Here is a 17,480-nt window from a genome sequence, read left to right on the forward strand (position 1 = left end):
ATGACGTGCTCTCCGCCGGTCCGTACAGCATCGTCACAGGGGTACGGCTGGAAGGGGGCGCCGGCGATGACATCTACAACATCGGCATGGGGTACACCCCCACCATCATCGAACAGGCCGGTGGCGGCGACGATGAAGTCCGCGTGTCGGTGCTCAATGCCAACGGCACGGTCCTGGCGGCCAACGTCGAGCGCCTGACCTACGTCGGCACTGGTGCATTCACCGGTTATGGCAACGACAGCGACAACATCATTACCGGTGGTTNNGGTTATGGCAACGACAGCGACAACATCATTACCGGTGGTTCGGGTAACGACACCCTGTTCGGTGGCGCGGGCGCGGATCAGTTCATCGGCGGTGTTGGCCATGACATCGCGGGTTATACCGACAGCAAAGAAGCGGTAACCATCAACCTCAAGACCGGCGTGTACAGCGGAATYGCGGCAGGYGACACCTACACCGACATCGAGGCGATCAGAGGATCGAATTTCAACGACACGTTCGTTGGCGATGGTAGCGGTATCGATTTCGACGGCGGTGCCGGGGTCGACACGGTCGACTACTCGGGCTCGACTGCCGGGGTAAAYGTCAATGTCCGTCTCGGGACGGGAACCGCAGGAACGGGCGGAGATGCCGAAGGCACYATTTTAACGGCTRTCGAAACYGTCATAGGCTCCGCCTTCAAYGACGTGCTCTCCGCCGGTCCGTACAGCATCGTCACAGGGGTACGGCTGGAACGGCACGGTCCTGGCGGCCAACGTCGAGCGCCTGACCTACGTCGGCACTGGTGCATTCACCGGTTATGGCAACGACAGCGACAACATCATTACCGGTGGTTCGGGTAACGACACCCTGTTCGGTGGCGCGGGCGCGGATCAGTTCATCGGCGGTGTTGGCYATGACATMGCGGGTTATACCGACAGCAAAGAAGCCATGACCATTAACCTTAAGACGGGTGTGTATTCCGGGATCGCGGCAGGTGACACCTACACCGACATCGAGGCGATCAGAGGATCGACTTTCAACGACACSTTCGTTGGCGATGGTAGCGGTATCGATTTCGACGGCGGTGCCGGGGTCGACACGGTCGACTACTCGGGCTCGACTGCCGGGGTAAATGTCAATGTCCGTCTCGGGACGGGAACCGCAGGAACGGGCGGAGATGCCGAAGGCACCATTTTAACGGCTRTCGAAACYGTCATAGGCTCCGCCTTCAAYGACGTGCTCTCCGCCGGTCCGTACAGCATCGTCACAGGGGTACGGCTGGAAGGGGGCGCCGGCGATGACATCTACAACATCGGCATGGGGTACACCCCCACCATCATCGAACAGGCCGGTGGCGGCGACGATGAAGTTCGCGTGTCGGTGCTCAATGCCARCGGCACGGTCCTGGCGGCCAACGTCGAGCGCCTGACCTACGTCGGCACTGGTGCATTCAYCGGTTATGGCAACGACAGCGACAACATCATTACYGGTGGTTCGGGTAACGACACMCTGTTCGGTGGCGCGGGCGCGGATCAGTTCATCGGCGGTGTTGGCTATGACATAGCGGGTTATAYCGACAGCAAAGAAGCCATGACCATTAACCTTAAGACGGGTGTGTATTCCGGGATCGCGGCAGGCGACACCTACACCGGGATCGAGGTGATCAGGGGGTCGAATTTCAACGACATTTTCTATGGCGGTAGTTCGTCCATGATGCAGGATGGCGCAGGTGGCGTGGATCTAGTCACTTATGAACAGTCTGACAGCGCGGTGACGATCGACCTGACCAACGGCTCTAACACAGGGGAGACTGCTGGTCATACCTACGCCAACATTGAAATGTTCCAAGGCAGCAATTTTAGCGACACGCTATCGGGCTCTGGTCTGAAGGACATCTTCCTGGGTGGAACCGGGGCAGATGTCATCGATGGGCGCGCAGGTTTAGACAGTGCTTTTTACATTACAAGCACAACAGGCGTTTCGATCAACTTGCAGACTCAAATCAATCAAGGTGGCGATGCCGAAGGTGATGTATTGCTCAACATCGAACACGTGTTGGGCAGTCACTTCAACGATGTCCTGGTTGGAAACACAGGTGTCAATTATCTGGAGGGCGGATGGGGCAACGACGTCATCGACGGCGGGGACGGCAATGATTACCTCTACGGTGGGCTGACTTCGTCGATAGGGTCTTTCAAAGTCGCTAGTTCGGCGAATGGGCCGCAGGCAGACATCCTGTATGGCGGCAACGGTAACGACACCATCGTCACGGCGGCCAGCGACGAGGGTACTCAAGCCTACGGTGAGGCCGGAGGTGACGTTATCACTGTGGCACATGGCACGGCGGATGGTGGGGAAGGCAACGACTTGTTGACCGGTACTGGCATGTACTTTTCACTGTTGGGAGGCCAGGGGGATGACAGGCTGATATTGCAGGCCGACGGTTTTGCCAACGGTGGTGAGGGTGACGATATCTACACCGTCAATACTCCAACGTTAGTGACGATCCAGGACGATGGCATCAGCAGTGGCGACACATTGGTTCTGTCATACATCAGCAGTTCCGAACTGTTGGCTGATCGCATCGGCGATGACCTTTATCTGCACCGATCAAGCTTTGACCCAGGGCAGGCACCGCAGGAAGGTGTGCGCCTCAAGGATTGGTATGCAGGTTACGACACCATCGACCAGATCCAGACAGCCGATATGCAGCTCATCACGCTGTCGGGCGTCAACCAGTTTGCCAATGATCTGTTTTCCTGAACAGCAGATAGCGTGCTTGCCTAGCAATCAACGACACAAGTAGGCAACCAAGATACAAAAAGCCCCGCTGCGAAAAACACCGGGGCTTTTTGTTTTTTTGTTAGGTGGGAATCTTGCGGCTCCTATTCTCAAACGGACGGCCTATCTATTGCTTCTCGGCTTTTTTTCCAACTTCAACTTCCGATCTAGGCGTAATGACTTTCACAACGTCATCAATCACCGCCTTGCTCATCTCCAACAAAAAGTGCGCAGCCCAGGCGTATCGGTCGGTGCTCTTTTCAAACGCCGCGTCTTCGGCAAGCCGGTGAGCGAGATGCAAAAGATCCGACGCCCGTTCCAATGCCTCTTGGATGGGTACGCCGCCGTTGACACGGAACAGTGCTCGATCAGCGGAATAGTTGAAGGGGGTGTAGCCGATGGTTTTTAGCTCAGTGTTTTCGTTCATGGCCTGCCCCCGTCGATCGAGAAACAGTAGGTTCGAGGCCTGAGCTTTGGCTGGTTTGAATGTGATTTGATTTGCTGCGAGGTACGCATTGTCTAGCTCCCGTGAAGCGCGGTTGCTTGACTCACGGGTTTCCAAGCCCGATCGCTGATTTGCAGCGACGTCTAGAAGGGTAACCACGGAAGACAAACCCAACAAGTCGGCACACCGCCTAAAAAAGCGTAGTTAGCGTGCTCCTTACGCAACGCTCGGAATTTCCCTACAAATATTCGTGAGAGCCAGAGGCTACTTTATGTGACGATGTTCAACGAGACACTGATCGTCGTTGCCTTCGTCCGTATGGGTAACGATCAACGTTCTAAGTTTGGATCAAGTAAAACAGGTCGATGTCGGTATGACGCCAGAAGAAATTGCTATCGAGCAAGCCGCCTTTGAATTCGCTAGAGTGAATCGAGCTTCCTTGGCTCGGCATATTGCGGACACCGCTGTGTACCTCAGTGAGGAGGTACCATTCACGGTGTTCATGGCGGGGTCGCCTGGGGCTGGCAAGACGGAAATAGCCAAGGCTATGGCTGACGATTTGGACGAGAGAAATCTGAGCCTTTACTCCAAACGTGTTCTTCGTATCGATCCTGATGATTTTCGAAGTCTGATTCCCGGCTACGACGGACGCAATTCATACCTTTTTCAGCGTGCGGTTACGAAGATTCTGGAAAAGGTGTTGGACCGCGCGTTCAAGAAGCGGCTTTCGTTCATTCTGGATGGGACGATGGCCAACCTTGGGGTAGCGAAGCGGAATATCGACCGCGTCTTGGGAAGTGGCAGGAAAGCCCAGATTATGTATGTCTACCAGAGACCAGAACTCGCCTGGCAGTTCGTGCAGGCTCGGGAAGTTACAGAGGGCAGGAACATTCCGCTGCAGGAGTTCGCCAGACAGTTTGTTGCCGCACGGCGTAATGTCATTGAGTTGAAGTGCATCTACGGTAGCCAGATCCACATCGATTTGCTTATCAAGGACTTTGATGGCGACGACGCTCAACAGGTTGAGCTTGATGTGGCTGGGGATACGATTGACGCTCTGATTCCCCAGATCTATGATCAGGCTCAGCTCGTTGAGCTGTTAGCAGAGGTTTGAAATCAATGAGTACAGATAAGATCAAGAAAACCAGCGCTTTGACTGAGTTTTTCACTAACACTCCCGCCGAGACTAGAAAAGAAATCTTGATGGGCATCATTGGCAAAGCTAACGCCTCGCAACGTGATGTTGTGCAGAAAGCAGAGGCTATCAAAGCTGCGCGGGCCTCTGCTCAGGCACACTGAGATGTTGCCGTCAAATCAGCCCAAGGTTCATTAGGCTCTGTTCAAAGTCTCGTCGAACTCGTGGTTTCCTTGCGCGAGCTGATGGGCGAAACGCTGTCGCTATATCCGCGTTACGTTGCTGCCGTTCAGCATCGGTGCTGCGTTCGCCCTGACTCTGTTCGCCGTCGTCGCTTTTGTCGCAAGGCATGTTTGATTCTTTGCCACTCATCTCAAATCATCGGTGCCCTACCCCCTACGTGTTCAGCGCCATCGCTTCTACTTTGCTGTAAGCGGATCCAAGAGGCTTGATCACCTGCCTAGCACTTCTCCTATGGCGAAGGTCTGATGAAGTTATCTCCATGAGCGCTCATTCATGCTCACTCTTCTTCAAAGCGCCTGCTGCACAACGCCTCGCAATAGCCCTCAGCATGCGCCGACGGATAAGCCCGCTGACCGGGCGAATCAAATACCAATACGACGTAAAACTTCGCAACGCATCAGCGTCGAGGCAATGCACCCGCGTTTGCGTGGTGACCCTCGTCAAGCCCGGTCGCAGCAACTGGCAGCTGAAACTGATGACCAGCTTCACATTCCCCGGCTCATTGAATAGCTCGAACGCTTCGTCATCCGCGACAACGACTTGGCCGTAGTCGGCTTTCCACAGTTTGCCGGCGAGCCCGTAGGCGACCTCTACGTCGCCGTTGCGCTGAAGCAACGTGAAATTATCCATGCCAAATGAAGCGCGTTGATCAGTGCCTGGATGCGGAGATCGACCCAGCAGGCGCATGGGGAGTTCGCGAAGCTTGATTGCATACCGAAAAAACGGTCGTCTTCGGGACGGTGGGCGAGGATCGCCGCCATGGCATGGGAAGGATCTACGGGGATGTCCACCGTATGCAATTCACTGAACTGATACGTAGGCAGATATGAGTCAATCAGGTGCATCCTTGCTCTCCTTCATAGGTCCTCGGTGTGAACCTCAGGGGCGCAACTCCCACAAACTCCAGACCAAAAAAAACCGGCCACCAAGAGCCGGTTTTTTAATCCCTCGCCAAAAAAACATACGACGCGGGAGCAGAATTCGATTGGAGCGGGTGAAGGGAATCGAACCCTCGTTATCAGCTTGGGAAGCTGGAGTAATGCCATTATACGACACCCGCTCAGAGCGGCTGACTTTGTACCAGATGTGGGCACGGATTTGAAGTTTTTCTTCACGCAACGTGCGGTCAGTCGTCTACGCGAGCCTCAAAACAGAGCGGTCGTTGGCGGGCAAGCCCCGTTGCTGAAGGCGCAGGGCGGGGTTTGCTCGCCAGGACTCGGTTTCAGATAGCCAGTGCATGGTAGCCCTGCACGTAGCTATAGCGCGGTCGGCTCTCGTGGTGTTCCGGTGTGAGGAAACCCAGCAAGGCGTTACGGCTGTCGCGGCAGGCGGCTTTGTGTTCCATGTCCAGGAAGTGCCCGGTGGCTTGCAGCGTGCTGAAGCTGCTGTGCTGCACGTGATCGGCAAAGAGCTTGGCGTCGTCGGCCGCGGTGTATTCGTCCCATTCGCCGTTCAGGAACAACACCGGCACGTTGATTTTTTTCGCGGCGTTGACGTAGCACAGCTGGTCGCTGTGGAGCACATCGCTGATGTGGAAGTGCATCTGCCCGTATTCATGCTCGGCCAGGCTGCTGACATGGCGATAGTTGAAACGCTTGAACAGCGGCGGCAAATGCTTGCCGATGGTGCTGTTGACCAAGTGCCCGACACGGTCGCCGTCCAGGCTGCCGAGGTAATCCACACCGCGTTCCAGGTAGTCGCGCATCGGCGCATTGAGCACCGGCGAGAACGAACTGATCACCGCTTTTTCGATGCGCCGTGGCCGTTGCGCCAAGGCGGTCAGCGTAGCGGCGCCGCCCCAGGAAAACGACAGCACATGCTCGGCGGCGAAGTGGTCGATCAGTTCCAGGAGAATCTGGCCCTCGATCTCTTTCGTCAGCATTTGCTCATGTCGATTGTGAGCTTTTGACTTGCCCGCGTAGGGTTGGTCGTACAGCACAACGTTGAATTGCGGGTAGAGGTTTTTGGCGGTCTGTGCAAACGACGCGGTGGTGGCCATTGAGCCGTTGACCAGAATGATGGTCTTTTGTGCGGCGTCTGCGCGATAGAACTCCGTGTAAACCCGATACTGACCCTGTATATCCAGCACAGCGATTTCTGGCCTCATGTCATAAGACTCCTGGCAAGCGGGTATGCGCGCAATGAGATTGCACGGGCAATGTGACAGGTAGGCATACGCCTGGAAGATAAGGCCCATGTCGATCCAAAAAAATGGTCGACGGGTGTTGTTATAGGCGGGCAGTTCGCCGGCGGGACAAGGCGGAACCTGAGGGTTCCAGCCGGCAAAAGGTTTCTTGGAAGTATGTTGTGACTCATCGGTCACATTTCGGCCGACGGTTTGATTCAAGCAGGGGGGCGACCGTTGCGCAAGTACCTATCGGAAAATTGTTCGACACTTCTGCCCAGCGGTAGCAGGTTCAGATGAGATGGACTTCTTCAAGGCTCAAGGCGCGGTACTGGCCCGGCTCGAGATGGGCGTCCAACGTCAGTGGGCCCATGCGCTCGCGGTGCAGGCTCAGCACCTTGTTGTTGAAGTGGCCGAACATGCGCTTGACCTGGTGATAGCGCCCTTCAACGATGCTCAAACGCGCCGATCTGGGCCCCAGCAGCGTCAGCTCTGCTGGTTGGGTGGTGAGGTCTTCGAAGGCAAAGTACAGGCCCCGGGCGAAGGTGTCGGCGTATTCGGCGGTGATGATTTGCTCGGTTTCGACGTAGTAGACCTTGGGCAGTTTGGTCTGCGGTTGGGTCAGGCGCCGCGACCAGGCGCCGTCATTGGTGATCAGCATCAGCCCGGTGGTGTTGAAATCCAGGCGCCCGGCGATGTGCAGATCGTCCTTGTCCGGTTCGTCCAGCCAGTCGAGGACGGTGGGGTGTTGCGGGTCGCGAGTCGCACTGACACAGCCGGGCGGCTTGTGCAGCATGAAGTAGCGCGCCGGTCGGCCCGTTTGCAGCACTTCGTCGTCGACTTCTACACGGCTGAATTCACGGACCTGTGCATGGGGATCGCTGACGGTCTGGCCATCGATCCGCACCCGGCGTTCCACCAGTAGCAGGCGCACTTGTTGGCGATTGAATCGCGGCAGATTACTGAGGAAACGGTCGACGCGCATGGGCAGTTCAGGCGAGGCAGCGGAGGGCGGGCATCTTACGCGATCGGCTGGGCCTTGGCGCGCAACTGGGCTTCGACCTGGGCGCAGCGTGGGCACAGGCAGGACTGATCGCGCAGCTCGGCTGGCAATGCCTCGAGCACGGCCGGGTCGATGCTCACGCCGTAACACCAGCAGGCCCGGTCGGCGGTTCGTGGGTCGGCCAGGGTGCAGTCGTTGGCACCGCCGCAGGCCGGGCAAAGGTCGGGTTTATTCATAACTGGAGTGAGGCATTTCCACGCAGGTTCGGTTGCACCCGGTCTGTCGGGCGCGTTGCAGCGCATGATCGGTCCGCGACAGCAGGCTGTGCAAGGTGTCTTCGTCCTGCAAGGTGGTGAGGCCGAGGCTGACGGTGACCAGCAATTGTTTTCCACTGCAGAAATAGCGCTGCTTTTCGATGTGCTGACGAATTTTCTCAGCGATTTTCAGACCGGTCTGTCCGTCGGTGTCCTTGAGCAGGACGGCAAAGGCTTCAGTGCTCCAACGACACACGATGTCCGAATGCCGCAGGCTTTGCGTCAGGTCGCGGGCGAACCCGGTCAGCAGTTGTTCGGTGGCGATATGACCATGGGTGCTGTCCAGCCGCTTGAACTCGTCCAGTTCCACCAGTACCGCAGTCAAGGGTTTGGGCTCGCGCTGGGCTTCATGCAGGGCTTGCACGGCCAGCAGGTCGAAGCCACGGCGATTCGGCAGTTCGGTCAGGCTGTCGAGGGTGGCCTGGGCGTCGATGCGTTGTTGGTAGCTGTTGATCAACCGATAAAGGATTGCCAGGACCGCCAGCGTCACGAGCATGCCGATCAGCAGGTTCAGATACAGCGTCTTGAGGATGTTATCGCGTACCGAGGCATGGGCTGCGTAGTAGCCCAGCAACGCAATGATCAGGAAACCTGTACCGAGCAGCGCCACCACGGCCAGGAGCGGCTTGCGCTGGGAATACAACGGCGAACGGAGCGACATGGCGATTCCCTTGGCGCAGACCCAATGAAGTCAGTTTAGTGGCCTTGTGGGAAAAGACATTCGGATTTGCAGGTTTGTGGGACGGTGATGAGGGAACAAGTGCCCTCACCACCGGTTCAGCCTTATTCCAGGCTACGCAGATAAGCCCGCCATCCCCCCAGGTGACTGATGTCCCGCGCGCCTTCCAGGCCATACGACTCGCAGATGAATCCGCTTTCCCAGCGACCATCGGCCAGTTGCACCTTACCCAGCCCCAATGGTGCGGGGATGCCGGTCAGGAATGAACCCAGTTCGCTGCTCGGCAGTTCCCAGACCTCCACCTCGATCGCCACGCCGCCCTCGCTGACCCGAAGCATGCCGGGGCGCAGGGGCGGGCCACCGGCCAAGGCGTAGAGGCGGTAATCCGCTGAGCTTTGGGTGGCCTCGATCAGACGCGCACCGCGTTGCTTGAGTTGCCAGTTCAGCGCCAACCCATCCAGGTGTGCGCCACACACCACCAGCCGCGCCCGGTCGTGGCGCGCCGGGTTGGCGGGCGCTGGCAAGGCCTTGTCCTGTTGACGCTGCAGGGCATCGGCCACGCTCAAGAGGTATTGGTCGGTGAAGGCTCGACCGAACAACGTCACGCCCCAGGGCAAGCCGTTGGCCATGAACGCACTGGGTACGGCGACGGCGGCGTAGTCCAGCAGGTTCATGAAATTGGTGTAGTAACCCAGCTCCGAATTGCGCAGCACCGGTTCGGCGGCCAGTTCGGCGAGGGTCACCGGGCGGCCGATGGTCGGGGTGAGGACGCAATCGAGCGCGTCCATGGCCCGGTCGCACTGGGCCTTGAGGGCTTGCAAACGGTAGCGGGCGCGGAAGGTTTGTACGCCATCCACCGTAGGCGCTTTCGCCAGGACGGCGCGGATGACCGGCAGTACGGCCTCCGGCTCACGTTCCATCAAGGCGCCGGCAACACTGTAGCGTTCGGCCACCCAGGGGCCTTCATACAGCAGCCGCGCCGCTTCCAGGAACGGCGACAAGTCCAGTTCCACGGCTTCACCGCCCAGGCGTTCGAGCCGCTCGATGGCTTCCTGAAACAGTTGCGGACCTTCCTGGCAGCCGAAAAATTCCAAGTCCTGTTGGCGCGGCACACCGAAGCGAAAGCGCCGGGGCGCGCCGAACGCGGCGCCATCGTTCCACTGCGGGTTGTGGCGGCTGTAGTCGTCACGAGGGTCTGGACGGGCCGTCAGCGCCAAGAGCTGGCTGGCTTCCTTGGCCGTCGCCGTGAAGGTGGTGACGCAGTCCAGGGTGCGACAGGCCGGAACCACGCCCGCCGTGGAGATCAACCCCAGGGTGGCTTTCAATCCCACCAGGTTGTTCAACGCTGCAGGCACCCGGCCGGAGCCGGCGGTGTCGGTGCCCAAGGCAAAACTCGCCACGCCCAGGGCCACGGCCAGCGACGAGCCGGCGCTCGAACCGCCTGCCGGATAGTCGGGCAATACGCTGTTGCGGCAGGCGCCGTAGGGTGAGCGGGTGCCATTGAGCCCGGTGGCGAATTGGTCGAGGTTGGTCTTGCCCAGGGGGATCGCGCCCAGTGCCAGCAACTGCTCGACAATGGTCGCCGAACGGTCTGGCACGTAGGCAAACGCCGGGCAGGCGGCGGTGGTCGGAATGCCGGCCAGGTCGATGTTGTCCTTGATGGCAAACGGCACGCCGTACAGCGGCAGGCTCTCCAGGTCGCGGCTTTCCAATGCGGTCAGGTAGGGTTCCAGTTCTTCGGCCGTCAGCAGGTGGATGAACAGGTGATAGTCCGGGTTCAGCGCCGCGGCTTTTTCCCGCAGGGCCAACAGCAATTGGCGTGGCGTCAGTTCGCCGCTGCGGTAGGTGTTGCGCAGGTCGTCCAAGCGAAGAGAGAGGTTCATGGGGTTAATCCTTTGATTGAGTTCAGTCACGGTCCAGCACCACGACGCGCTGTCCGGCGCGCACCGCAGAACCTGGCTGGACGCGCACCTCGCGCACCACGCCGGCTGAGGGTGCAAGCAGCGGGATTTCCATTTTCATCGACTCGAGAATAACCAGCACATCACCAGCGGCGACCCGTGCGCCTACGTCTACCTGCACCTGCCAGAGGTTGCCGGCGATGTGGCTGTCGATACTCAGTTGACCGTCAGTCAGCGGCGAATCTTCGCTCGGTGCGATGGCCGGTTCTTCACTGTCGAAGTGCGCCTGGCCACTGGCGATCCAACGCTCGCGCTCGGCGTCGAAGGCGCCTTGTTGCCGTTGGCGGAACGCGGCGATGCCGTCGGCTTCCTGCACCAGGAAACGCTGGTAGTCGGCGAGGTTGAGCTGGCTGTGCTCGATCTCCAGATCGAAGCGGCCCAGGGGGAAGTCCCGACGGATGCGCAGCAGTTCATCGGCGCTGACCGGATAGAAGCGGATCTGGTCGAAGAACCGCAGCAGCCAGGGCTTGCCGTCGAAGGCGGCGACGTCCCGATAACGGTTCCACATCTGCAACGTGCGCCCGACGAACTGATAGCCGCCAGGCCCTTCCATGCCGTACACGCACATATAGGCGCCGCCGATGCCCACCGAGTTTTCCGCGGTCCAGGTGCGGGCCGGGTTGTATTTGGTGGTCACCAGTCGATGGCGCGGGTCGAGCGGCGTGGCGACCGGCGCGCCGAGGTAGACGTCCCCCAGGCCCATCACCAGGTAACTGGCGTCGAACACCGTGCGTTGCACCTCATCAAGGTTGGGCAGGTCGTTGATGCGCCGGATGAACTCCAGGTTGCTCGGGCACCAGGGCGCGTCCTTGCGCACCGTGGTCATGTATTTCTCGATGGCCAACTGACAGGCCGGATCATCCCAGGACAGCGGCAGGTGAACGATGCGCGATGGCACTTGCAGGTCCTGCGCGGCGCACACGGCGTCCCATTCACCGGCGACGATATCCAGCAGATCGGCCAGGGGTATTTGTTCGGGTTGATAGTGCACTTGCAGCGAGCGAATGCCCGGCGTCAGGTCGATCACGCCGGGCAGGTGTTTGTGTTCCAACGCCTGCATCAAGGCATGGGCGCGAAAGCGCAGCACCAGGTCCAGTTCGGGGGCGCCGATTTCCAGCAGCAGGTGGGTGTCGCCGGCCAGGCGCGCGACCAGCCGGGTGTCGTCCTGGCCGATATCCAACACCACAGGCGACACCATCCCCTGTGGGAGCGAGCTTGCTCGCGATAGCGGCGGGACATCCAGAATCGATGTGACTGACAGATCGCTATCGCGAGCAAGCTCGCTCCCACATTGATCCCATTTCAAGGCGAGAGATCGGGCGGTCGATATATCCACCGGCACAAACCGCACCTTGTCCCCCGCCTTGAGTTGCCCCAACTGCCACAGGTCCGCTTCGATCACCGTCACCGGGCAGACGAAACCGCCCAGGCTCGGGCCGTCGGGGCCGAGGATGACGGGCATGTCGCCGGTGAAGTCCACGGCGCCGATGGCGTAGGGGTTGTCATGGATGTTGGAAGGATGCAGCCCGGCCTCGCCACCGTCGGCGCGGACCCATTCGGGTTTCGGCCCGATCAGGCGCACGCCGGTGCGGCTGGAGTTGAAGTGCACTTCCCAGGCCGTGTCGAAGAACGTCTGGATGTAGCGCTCGGTGAAATATTCGGGGGCGCCGTGGGGACCGTAGATCACGCGGATCTGCCGCACGCTTGGCAGTTCCAGGATCGGCGCGCTCGTTGGCGGCAGCATCGCGTGCTCATCCAGCGGTGCCAGGTGCAACACGTCACCGGTACACAACGCCCGTCCGCCATGGCCGCCGAACTGGCCGAGGGTGAAGGTGCTTTTACTGCCCAGATAATCCGGCACTTGCACGCCGCCTTGCAGGCACAGGTAGCTGCGCGCCCCGGCGCCAGAGATGTGGCCGATGGCGAGGGTGGCGCCGGCAGCAATCGACAACGGCGTGTTCATCGGCACCGCTTCGCCGTCGAGCGTGAGGGCAATCACCGCACCGGTCACCGCCACCCGGGCAGCGCAGTTGAAGCGCAGCAGCGGCCCGTTCATGGTGATTTCCAATGCCGCCGCACCTTCTTCGTTGCCCAGCAGGCGATTGCCCAGGCGCAGCGAACGGCTGTCCATCGGCCCCGACGGCGGCACACCCACGGCCCAATAACCGAGGCGGCCGGGATAGTCCTGGACGCTGGTCTGGGTGCCAGGGCTGAGCACTTCAACGGTGTTGGCGCGATAGACCAACGCTTCTAGGCAGCGGGTCCAGGGCTGGCCGTTGGCAAACGGTGTGTCGAGGAGAATCTGTTGCAGGTATTGGCGGTTGGTCTCGACGCCGTACAACAGGCTTTCGTCCAGCGCTTGATGCAAGCCCAGGCGCGCCTGCTCGCGGGTTGGCGCCCAGCGGATGACCTTGGCGATCATCGGGTCGAAGTAGGGCGGGATCTGGCAACCGGCCTCGACCCAGGTGTCGATGCGCAACTGTTTGCCATCGACCTGCGGGAATTTCACCGCAGTCAGCAGCCCCGGGCTTGGCTGGAAATCCCGGCCTGGATCCTCGGCATACAAACGTGCCTGGATCGCGTGGCCCTCGGCCTTCAAGCCCTGGCGCAACTCGCTCAGCGGCGGCAGATCACCGGCCGCCAGTTGCACCATCCAGCGCACCAGGTCCACGCCCCACACCTGCTCGGTGACGCCGTGCTCCACTTGCAGGCGGGTGTTCACTTCCAGGAAATAGAAGCGCCCCGCGTCGCTGTCGAACACGAACTCCACGGTGCCGGCGCTGCGGTAGTTCACGGCCTGGGCCAGTTGGATCGCCGCTGCGCAGAGTTCATCGGCCATGCCCTCGGGCAGGTTCGGCGCTGGCGTTTCCTCGAGGACTTTCTGGTTGCGCCGTTGCACCGAGCAGTCGCGCACGCCCAAGGCAATCACCTGGCCCAGGCCGTCGCCGAATACCTGCACTTCCAGATGCCGCGCGCGTTCGATGTACTTTTCGAGGAACACCCCGGCGTCGCTGAAGTTGTTCTGGCCCAGGCGCTTGACCGCTTCGAAGGATTCGCTCAGGTCGGCGGCGCTGCGACACACACGCATGCCGATGCCGCCACCGCCCGCGGTACTTTTGAGCATCACCGGATAGCCGAGCTGAGTGCCCGCCAATAGCGCGGCGTCGAGGCTATCGAGCAGTTCGGTGCCTTCGAGCAGTGGCACACCGTGCCGGCGCGCCAGGTCGCGGGCGGTGTGCTTGAGACCGAACACGCGCAGTTGCTCTGGTGTCGGACCGATGAAGGCGATGCCAGCGGCCTCGCACGCTTGCGCGAAGGCGGCGTTTTCCGAGAGAAAGCCGTAGCCGGGATGGATCGCGGTCGCGCCGCTGCTTTTGGCAATCGCCAAAAGCTTGTCCACCGCCAGGTAAGTACCGGCCGCCGCGCCTTCGCCCAGGCAGTGGGCTTCATCGGCCTGGAGGATATGCAAGCTGGCGGCGTCGGCTTGGGAATACACCGCGACGCCTTCGACCTTCAGCTCACGCAAGGTCCGCAGGATGCGGCAGGCGATAGCGCCCCGGTTGGCGATCAGGATTTTTTCGAACATGACATTGCCCCCTCAGGCATGCGTGCTGCCTGAACTGGGATGCGGGCCGTCCCGCAGTTTTCGATGGCTTACGGGGTCGTCCCCGTGAGCGAAACCAAAGCCCAGATTCCCCTCTGTGGGAGCGAGCTTGCTCGCTCCCACAGGAGATCAGGGTGTTATTTGATGCACTGCCCCGACCGGCTCTGGCACAACACAAACAACCAGCGGCGCAGGCGGGTGAGTTTCAGTTCCATATCAAGAGCTCCGCTGGCGTGGGGTTGTAGGCGTTGCACGGGTTGTTCAGTTGCGGGCAGTTGGAGATCAACACGATCACGTCCATCTCGGCCCGCAGGTCGACGTATTTCCCTGGTGCCGAGATCCCGTCTTCGAAGGTCAGGCCGCCATCGGCGGTGACCGGCACGTTCATGAAGAAGTTGATGTTCGGCCCGATGTCGCCCTTGCCCAGCCGACCGTCGTGGGCGCAGGCCCGCAGGTAGTTGTCGCGGCAGCTGTGCATGTAGCGTTTTTCCAGGGCGTAGCGCACGGTGTTGCTCTCCTGGGCGCAGGCACCGCCGAGGGTGTCGTGGCGCCCGCAAGTGTCTTCGACGATGGTCAGCATCGGGTGGCCGAGGTTGGAATACAGCACGCTGCCGGTGCTCAGGTAGACGCTGTTCTGCCGGCGCAGGGTGCGTTGCACGTCGTAGCGTTCCTTGGGGTTGGCCAGGCTGTAGAACAACGTGTCGACCGCCTGGTTGCCTTCCAGGTCGAGGATGCGCAGGGTCTGGCCGGCCTTGACCTCTGTCAGCCACGGTTCCCCGGCGGGAATCGTGGCGCGGTAGACGGCGGTATCGGCTTGCTTGGGTGCGGTGGCGATGGCGAGTGACATGGCGACGATCCTCAGGCGAACAGGCGGTCGGTGTTGATGAAGCCGCGCTGGTTTTCCGGGCGCGAATGGCGACAGTGCTCGGCGACGCTGGCGTCAGCGTTCATCCAACTGAGCTTGAGCGGTTGCGGGGCGTATTGCGGGTTCGGGTCCATCGGGTGCTGCAGCGCGGTCAGCACCACCAGGGTGTCCATCGGCGCGTACAGCTCGATGTAGTCGCCGGCCCGGGAGTTGCCTTCAACGAAGTGAAAACCTCCGCCCTCATCGACATCGACCCGGCTGAACAGGTTGAGGGTCATCAGCAGGTCGGACAGGCCCAGGCCCCATTTGCCCAGCTCCACCAGCAGGTTGTCGGTGCCGTTGCGAAAGAAGCCGTTGCGCAATTCCTGGTAACGGCCCTGACCGTATTTTTCAGCGACTTCCTCAGCGCAGAGCACGCCGCCGAGGCTGTCGCTCCAGCCGCAGGTATCGGCGGTGATGGCCGCCAGCACCCGGCCCATGTCGGAGTAGAGGCAATGGCCGGCGGTGAGCTTGGCGGTGTGTTGGCATTTGAGGCTGTCGGGCAGGTTCAGACGTTCGGTTTTTTCGTTGGCGTTGAGCAGCGTCAGGCTCACGTTGGCCCCGCCGCGCAGGTCGGTCAGGCGCAGCAGTTGGCCGCGCTTGAGCACGAAGGAACGGTGGCCGCCGCCGGGCAGCAGTTCTTCGGCGAAGGGTGTAAACAATTGGGTCGAGTCGGTCATGGGAAAACTCCTTTCAAGCGATACGCAACGTGCCGGCCAGTTCGGCGGGCAGGGCGTCGACGGCGGCACGGGCGGTGCGGCGGTCGCTGTTCAATGGAATGTCGTAGGTGATGCGGGCGCCATAGGCGCCGGGGGCGTGCGGGTCGCTGCGGACCTTGTCGAACACCAGCAGGCGTGTGCCGAGGCTGAAACCTTCGGACAGGTCATGGGTGACCATGAACACCGTCAGCCGGGTTTCGCGCCACAGCTCAAGCAACAGGGCGTGCATGTCTTTGCGAATACCCGGGTCGAGGGCGCCGAAGGGCTCGTCCAGCAGCAGGACACGCGGCTTCATGATCAGTGCCTGGGCGATCGCCAGCCGCTGTTGCATGCCCCCGGACAGTTGCGCCGGGTATTTATCCAGCGCATGGCCGAGGCCGACCTTGTCCAGCAGTTGCGCGGCGTCTTCGCGGGCCTTGCGCTTGGCGCTGCCAAACAGGCGGCCCAGCAGTGGCGAGCGCGGCAACTCCAGGCCCAGGGCCACGTTGTCCAGCACGCTCAGGTGCGGGAACACCGAATAGCGCTGGAACACCACGCCCCGGCTGGCATCCGGCTCGCCGGCCAAGGGTTCGCCATCCAGGAGAATCTGTCCGCGGCTGGCGCGTTCCTGGCCCAGCAGCAGGCGCAGGAAGGTCGACTTGCCACAACCCGAGGCGCCCACCAACGTGCAGAACTCACCCTCGGAGACGCTCAGGTTCAAACGCTCCAGTACCACCTGGTCGGCATACTGTTGCCAGACGTTGTTCACCGTAATGAAGCTCATGCCTTCGCCCCCTCGTACCAGGGGAACGCTTGCCGGGTCAGGCGCTTGAGGCCCCAATCCATCAGCCAGGCGAGCAGGGTGATCCACACCACGTATGGCAAGATCACGTCCATCGCCAGGTAACGACGCACCAGGAAAATCCGATAGCCCAGCCCATCGGTGGAGGCGATGGCTTCAGCGGCGATCAGGAACAGCCAGGCCGAACCGAGCATCAGCCGCAGGGAAATCAACAGGCGCGGCAGCAGTTGCGGCAGCACCACCCGCAGCAGCAGGGTCCAGGTCGAGGCGCCGAGGGTCTGCGCCTTGATCAGCAGCTCGGGCGGAATTTCCCGGGCGCGCTGTTCCAGGTCGCGCGCCAGGCACGGTGTGATGCCAATCACGATCAGCATCACTTTCGACAGTTCGCCCAGGCCGAAGACGATGAACAGGATCGGCAGGATGGCCAGCGGCGGCACCATCGATACCACGGTGAGCAACGGTGATAACGGTGCGCCAAACAGTGGCAGCGTACCGGCGGCTATGCCCAGGCATAACCCGGCCAGGGCGCTGATGCCCAGGCCGATGGCCAACCGACGCAGGCTCGACGCGGTGTCTTGCCAGAGCAGGTATTCGCCGCTGCGGGCATCGGCGGTGAAGGCCAGGCGTTTCACCGCATCGGCCATCTGCACGGCGCTGGGCAGGAGCTTGTCGTTGGGGTTGTCCGTCAACCGTTCGGCCGAGCCCATGAAGTAGGCGAACAACACCAGCGCGAATGGCAGGATCACCAGCAACAAGCGGCTGGGACGATCCGGGTAGCGGTTGATCAGGCGCATGCCAGGT

Annotated in this window: 14 protein-coding genes, 1 tRNA gene and 2 pseudogenes; 4 read left to right on the forward strand and 13 right to left on the reverse strand. The window is 60.8% G+C overall.

Annotated elements, in window-relative coordinates; genetic code table 11:
* Window positions 1–293 precede the first annotated feature (293 nt).
* Window positions 294–845: a hypothetical protein gene (locus tag ASC85_RS33525; RefSeq protein WP_330219812.1), complete on the forward strand. Its 552-nt coding sequence runs from the start codon at window positions 294–296 to the stop codon at window positions 843–845.
* Between the two features lie 88 nt (window positions 846–933).
* Window positions 934–2,748: a calcium-binding protein gene (locus ASC85_RS13710; RefSeq protein WP_057449720.1), complete on the forward strand. Its 1,815-nt coding sequence runs from the start codon at window positions 934–936 to the stop codon at window positions 2,746–2,748.
* Between the two features lie 145 nt (window positions 2,749–2,893).
* Here ASC85_RS13710 and ASC85_RS13715 read toward each other — a convergent pair whose 3' ends face one another.
* A complete protein-coding gene (locus tag ASC85_RS13715) occupies window positions 2,894–3,193 on the reverse strand; it encodes a DUF3077 domain-containing protein (RefSeq protein ID WP_057449851.1) in 300 nt (99 codons plus the stop codon).
* 391 nt (window positions 3,194–3,584) lie between these two features.
* On the opposite strand from ASC85_RS13715, the gene ASC85_RS13720 reads away from it, so the two are divergent.
* On the forward strand, window positions 3,585–4,325 hold the full coding sequence (locus tag ASC85_RS13720; RefSeq protein ID WP_057449721.1) for a zeta toxin family protein: 741 nt from the start codon (window positions 3,585–3,587) through the stop codon (window positions 4,323–4,325).
* 5 nt (window positions 4,326–4,330) lie between these two features.
* Window positions 4,331–4,510: a hypothetical protein gene (locus ASC85_RS13725; protein WP_041475779.1), complete on the forward strand. Its 180-nt coding sequence runs from the start codon at window positions 4,331–4,333 to the stop codon at window positions 4,508–4,510.
* Between the two features lie 346 nt (window positions 4,511–4,856).
* On the opposite strand, the pseudogene ASC85_RS33535 reads toward ASC85_RS13725, so the two are convergent.
* The 12 genes and pseudogenes from ASC85_RS33535 to ASC85_RS13790 all read right to left on the reverse strand — a co-directional run bounded on the left by ASC85_RS33535 (window position 4,857) and on the right by ASC85_RS13790 (window position 17,473).
* A pseudogene (locus ASC85_RS33535) lies at window positions 4,857–5,434 on the reverse strand (hypothetical protein).
* A 141-nt stretch (window positions 5,435–5,575) separates the two neighbouring features.
* Window positions 5,576–5,649, reverse strand: a tRNA-Gly gene (locus ASC85_RS13740).
* A gap of 162 nt (window positions 5,650–5,811) precedes the next feature.
* A complete protein-coding gene (locus tag ASC85_RS13745) occupies window positions 5,812–6,696 on the reverse strand; it encodes an alpha/beta fold hydrolase (RefSeq protein ID WP_057449722.1) in 885 nt (294 codons plus the stop codon).
* A 310-nt stretch (window positions 6,697–7,006) separates the two neighbouring features.
* Window positions 7,007–7,699, reverse strand: coding sequence for a pseudouridine synthase (locus tag ASC85_RS13750; protein WP_057449723.1), 693 nt, complete (start codon window positions 7,697–7,699; stop codon window positions 7,007–7,009).
* A 35-nt stretch (window positions 7,700–7,734) separates the two neighbouring features.
* On the reverse strand, window positions 7,735–7,953 hold the full coding sequence (locus tag ASC85_RS13755) for a cysteine-rich CWC family protein (RefSeq protein ID WP_057449724.1): 219 nt from the start codon (window positions 7,951–7,953) through the stop codon (window positions 7,735–7,737).
* A pseudogene (locus tag ASC85_RS13760) lies at window positions 7,946–8,563 on the reverse strand (GGDEF domain-containing protein); the annotation flags it as partial. The pseudogene ASC85_RS13760 and the gene ASC85_RS13755, both read right to left, overlap by 8 nt.
* A 251-nt stretch (window positions 8,564–8,814) precedes the next feature.
* Window positions 8,815–10,593, reverse strand: coding sequence for an allophanate hydrolase (atzF, locus tag ASC85_RS13765; protein ID WP_057449726.1), 1,779 nt, complete (start codon window positions 10,591–10,593; stop codon window positions 8,815–8,817).
* Window positions 10,594–10,615: 22 nt separating this feature from the next.
* Window positions 10,616–14,257: an urea carboxylase gene (gene uca / locus ASC85_RS13770; protein WP_057449727.1), complete on the reverse strand. Its 3,642-nt coding sequence runs from the start codon at window positions 14,255–14,257 to the stop codon at window positions 10,616–10,618.
* Between the two features lie 223 nt (window positions 14,258–14,480).
* Window positions 14,481–15,122: an urea amidolyase associated protein UAAP2 gene (locus tag ASC85_RS13775; RefSeq protein WP_057449728.1), complete on the reverse strand. Its 642-nt coding sequence runs from the start codon at window positions 15,120–15,122 to the stop codon at window positions 14,481–14,483.
* Between the two features lie 11 nt (window positions 15,123–15,133).
* Entirely contained in the window at window positions 15,134–15,859 is a 726-nt protein-coding gene (locus tag ASC85_RS13780) for an urea amidolyase associated protein UAAP1 (protein ID WP_057449729.1), read from the reverse strand.
* Between the two features lie 13 nt (window positions 15,860–15,872).
* Entirely contained in the window at window positions 15,873–16,661 is a 789-nt protein-coding gene (locus ASC85_RS13785) for an ABC transporter ATP-binding protein (RefSeq protein ID WP_057449730.1), read from the reverse strand.
* Entirely contained in the window at window positions 16,658–17,473 is an 816-nt protein-coding gene (locus ASC85_RS13790) for an ABC transporter permease (protein ID WP_057449731.1), read from the reverse strand. Before ASC85_RS13790 ends, ASC85_RS13785 begins: the two co-directional genes overlap by 4 nt.
* Between the last annotated feature and the right edge of the window lie 7 nt (window positions 17,474–17,480).

Source organism: Pseudomonas sp. Root401 (assembly GCF_001425105.1).
Taxonomy (GTDB): Bacteria; Pseudomonadota; Gammaproteobacteria; order Pseudomonadales; family Pseudomonadaceae; genus Aquipseudomonas; species Aquipseudomonas brassicacearum.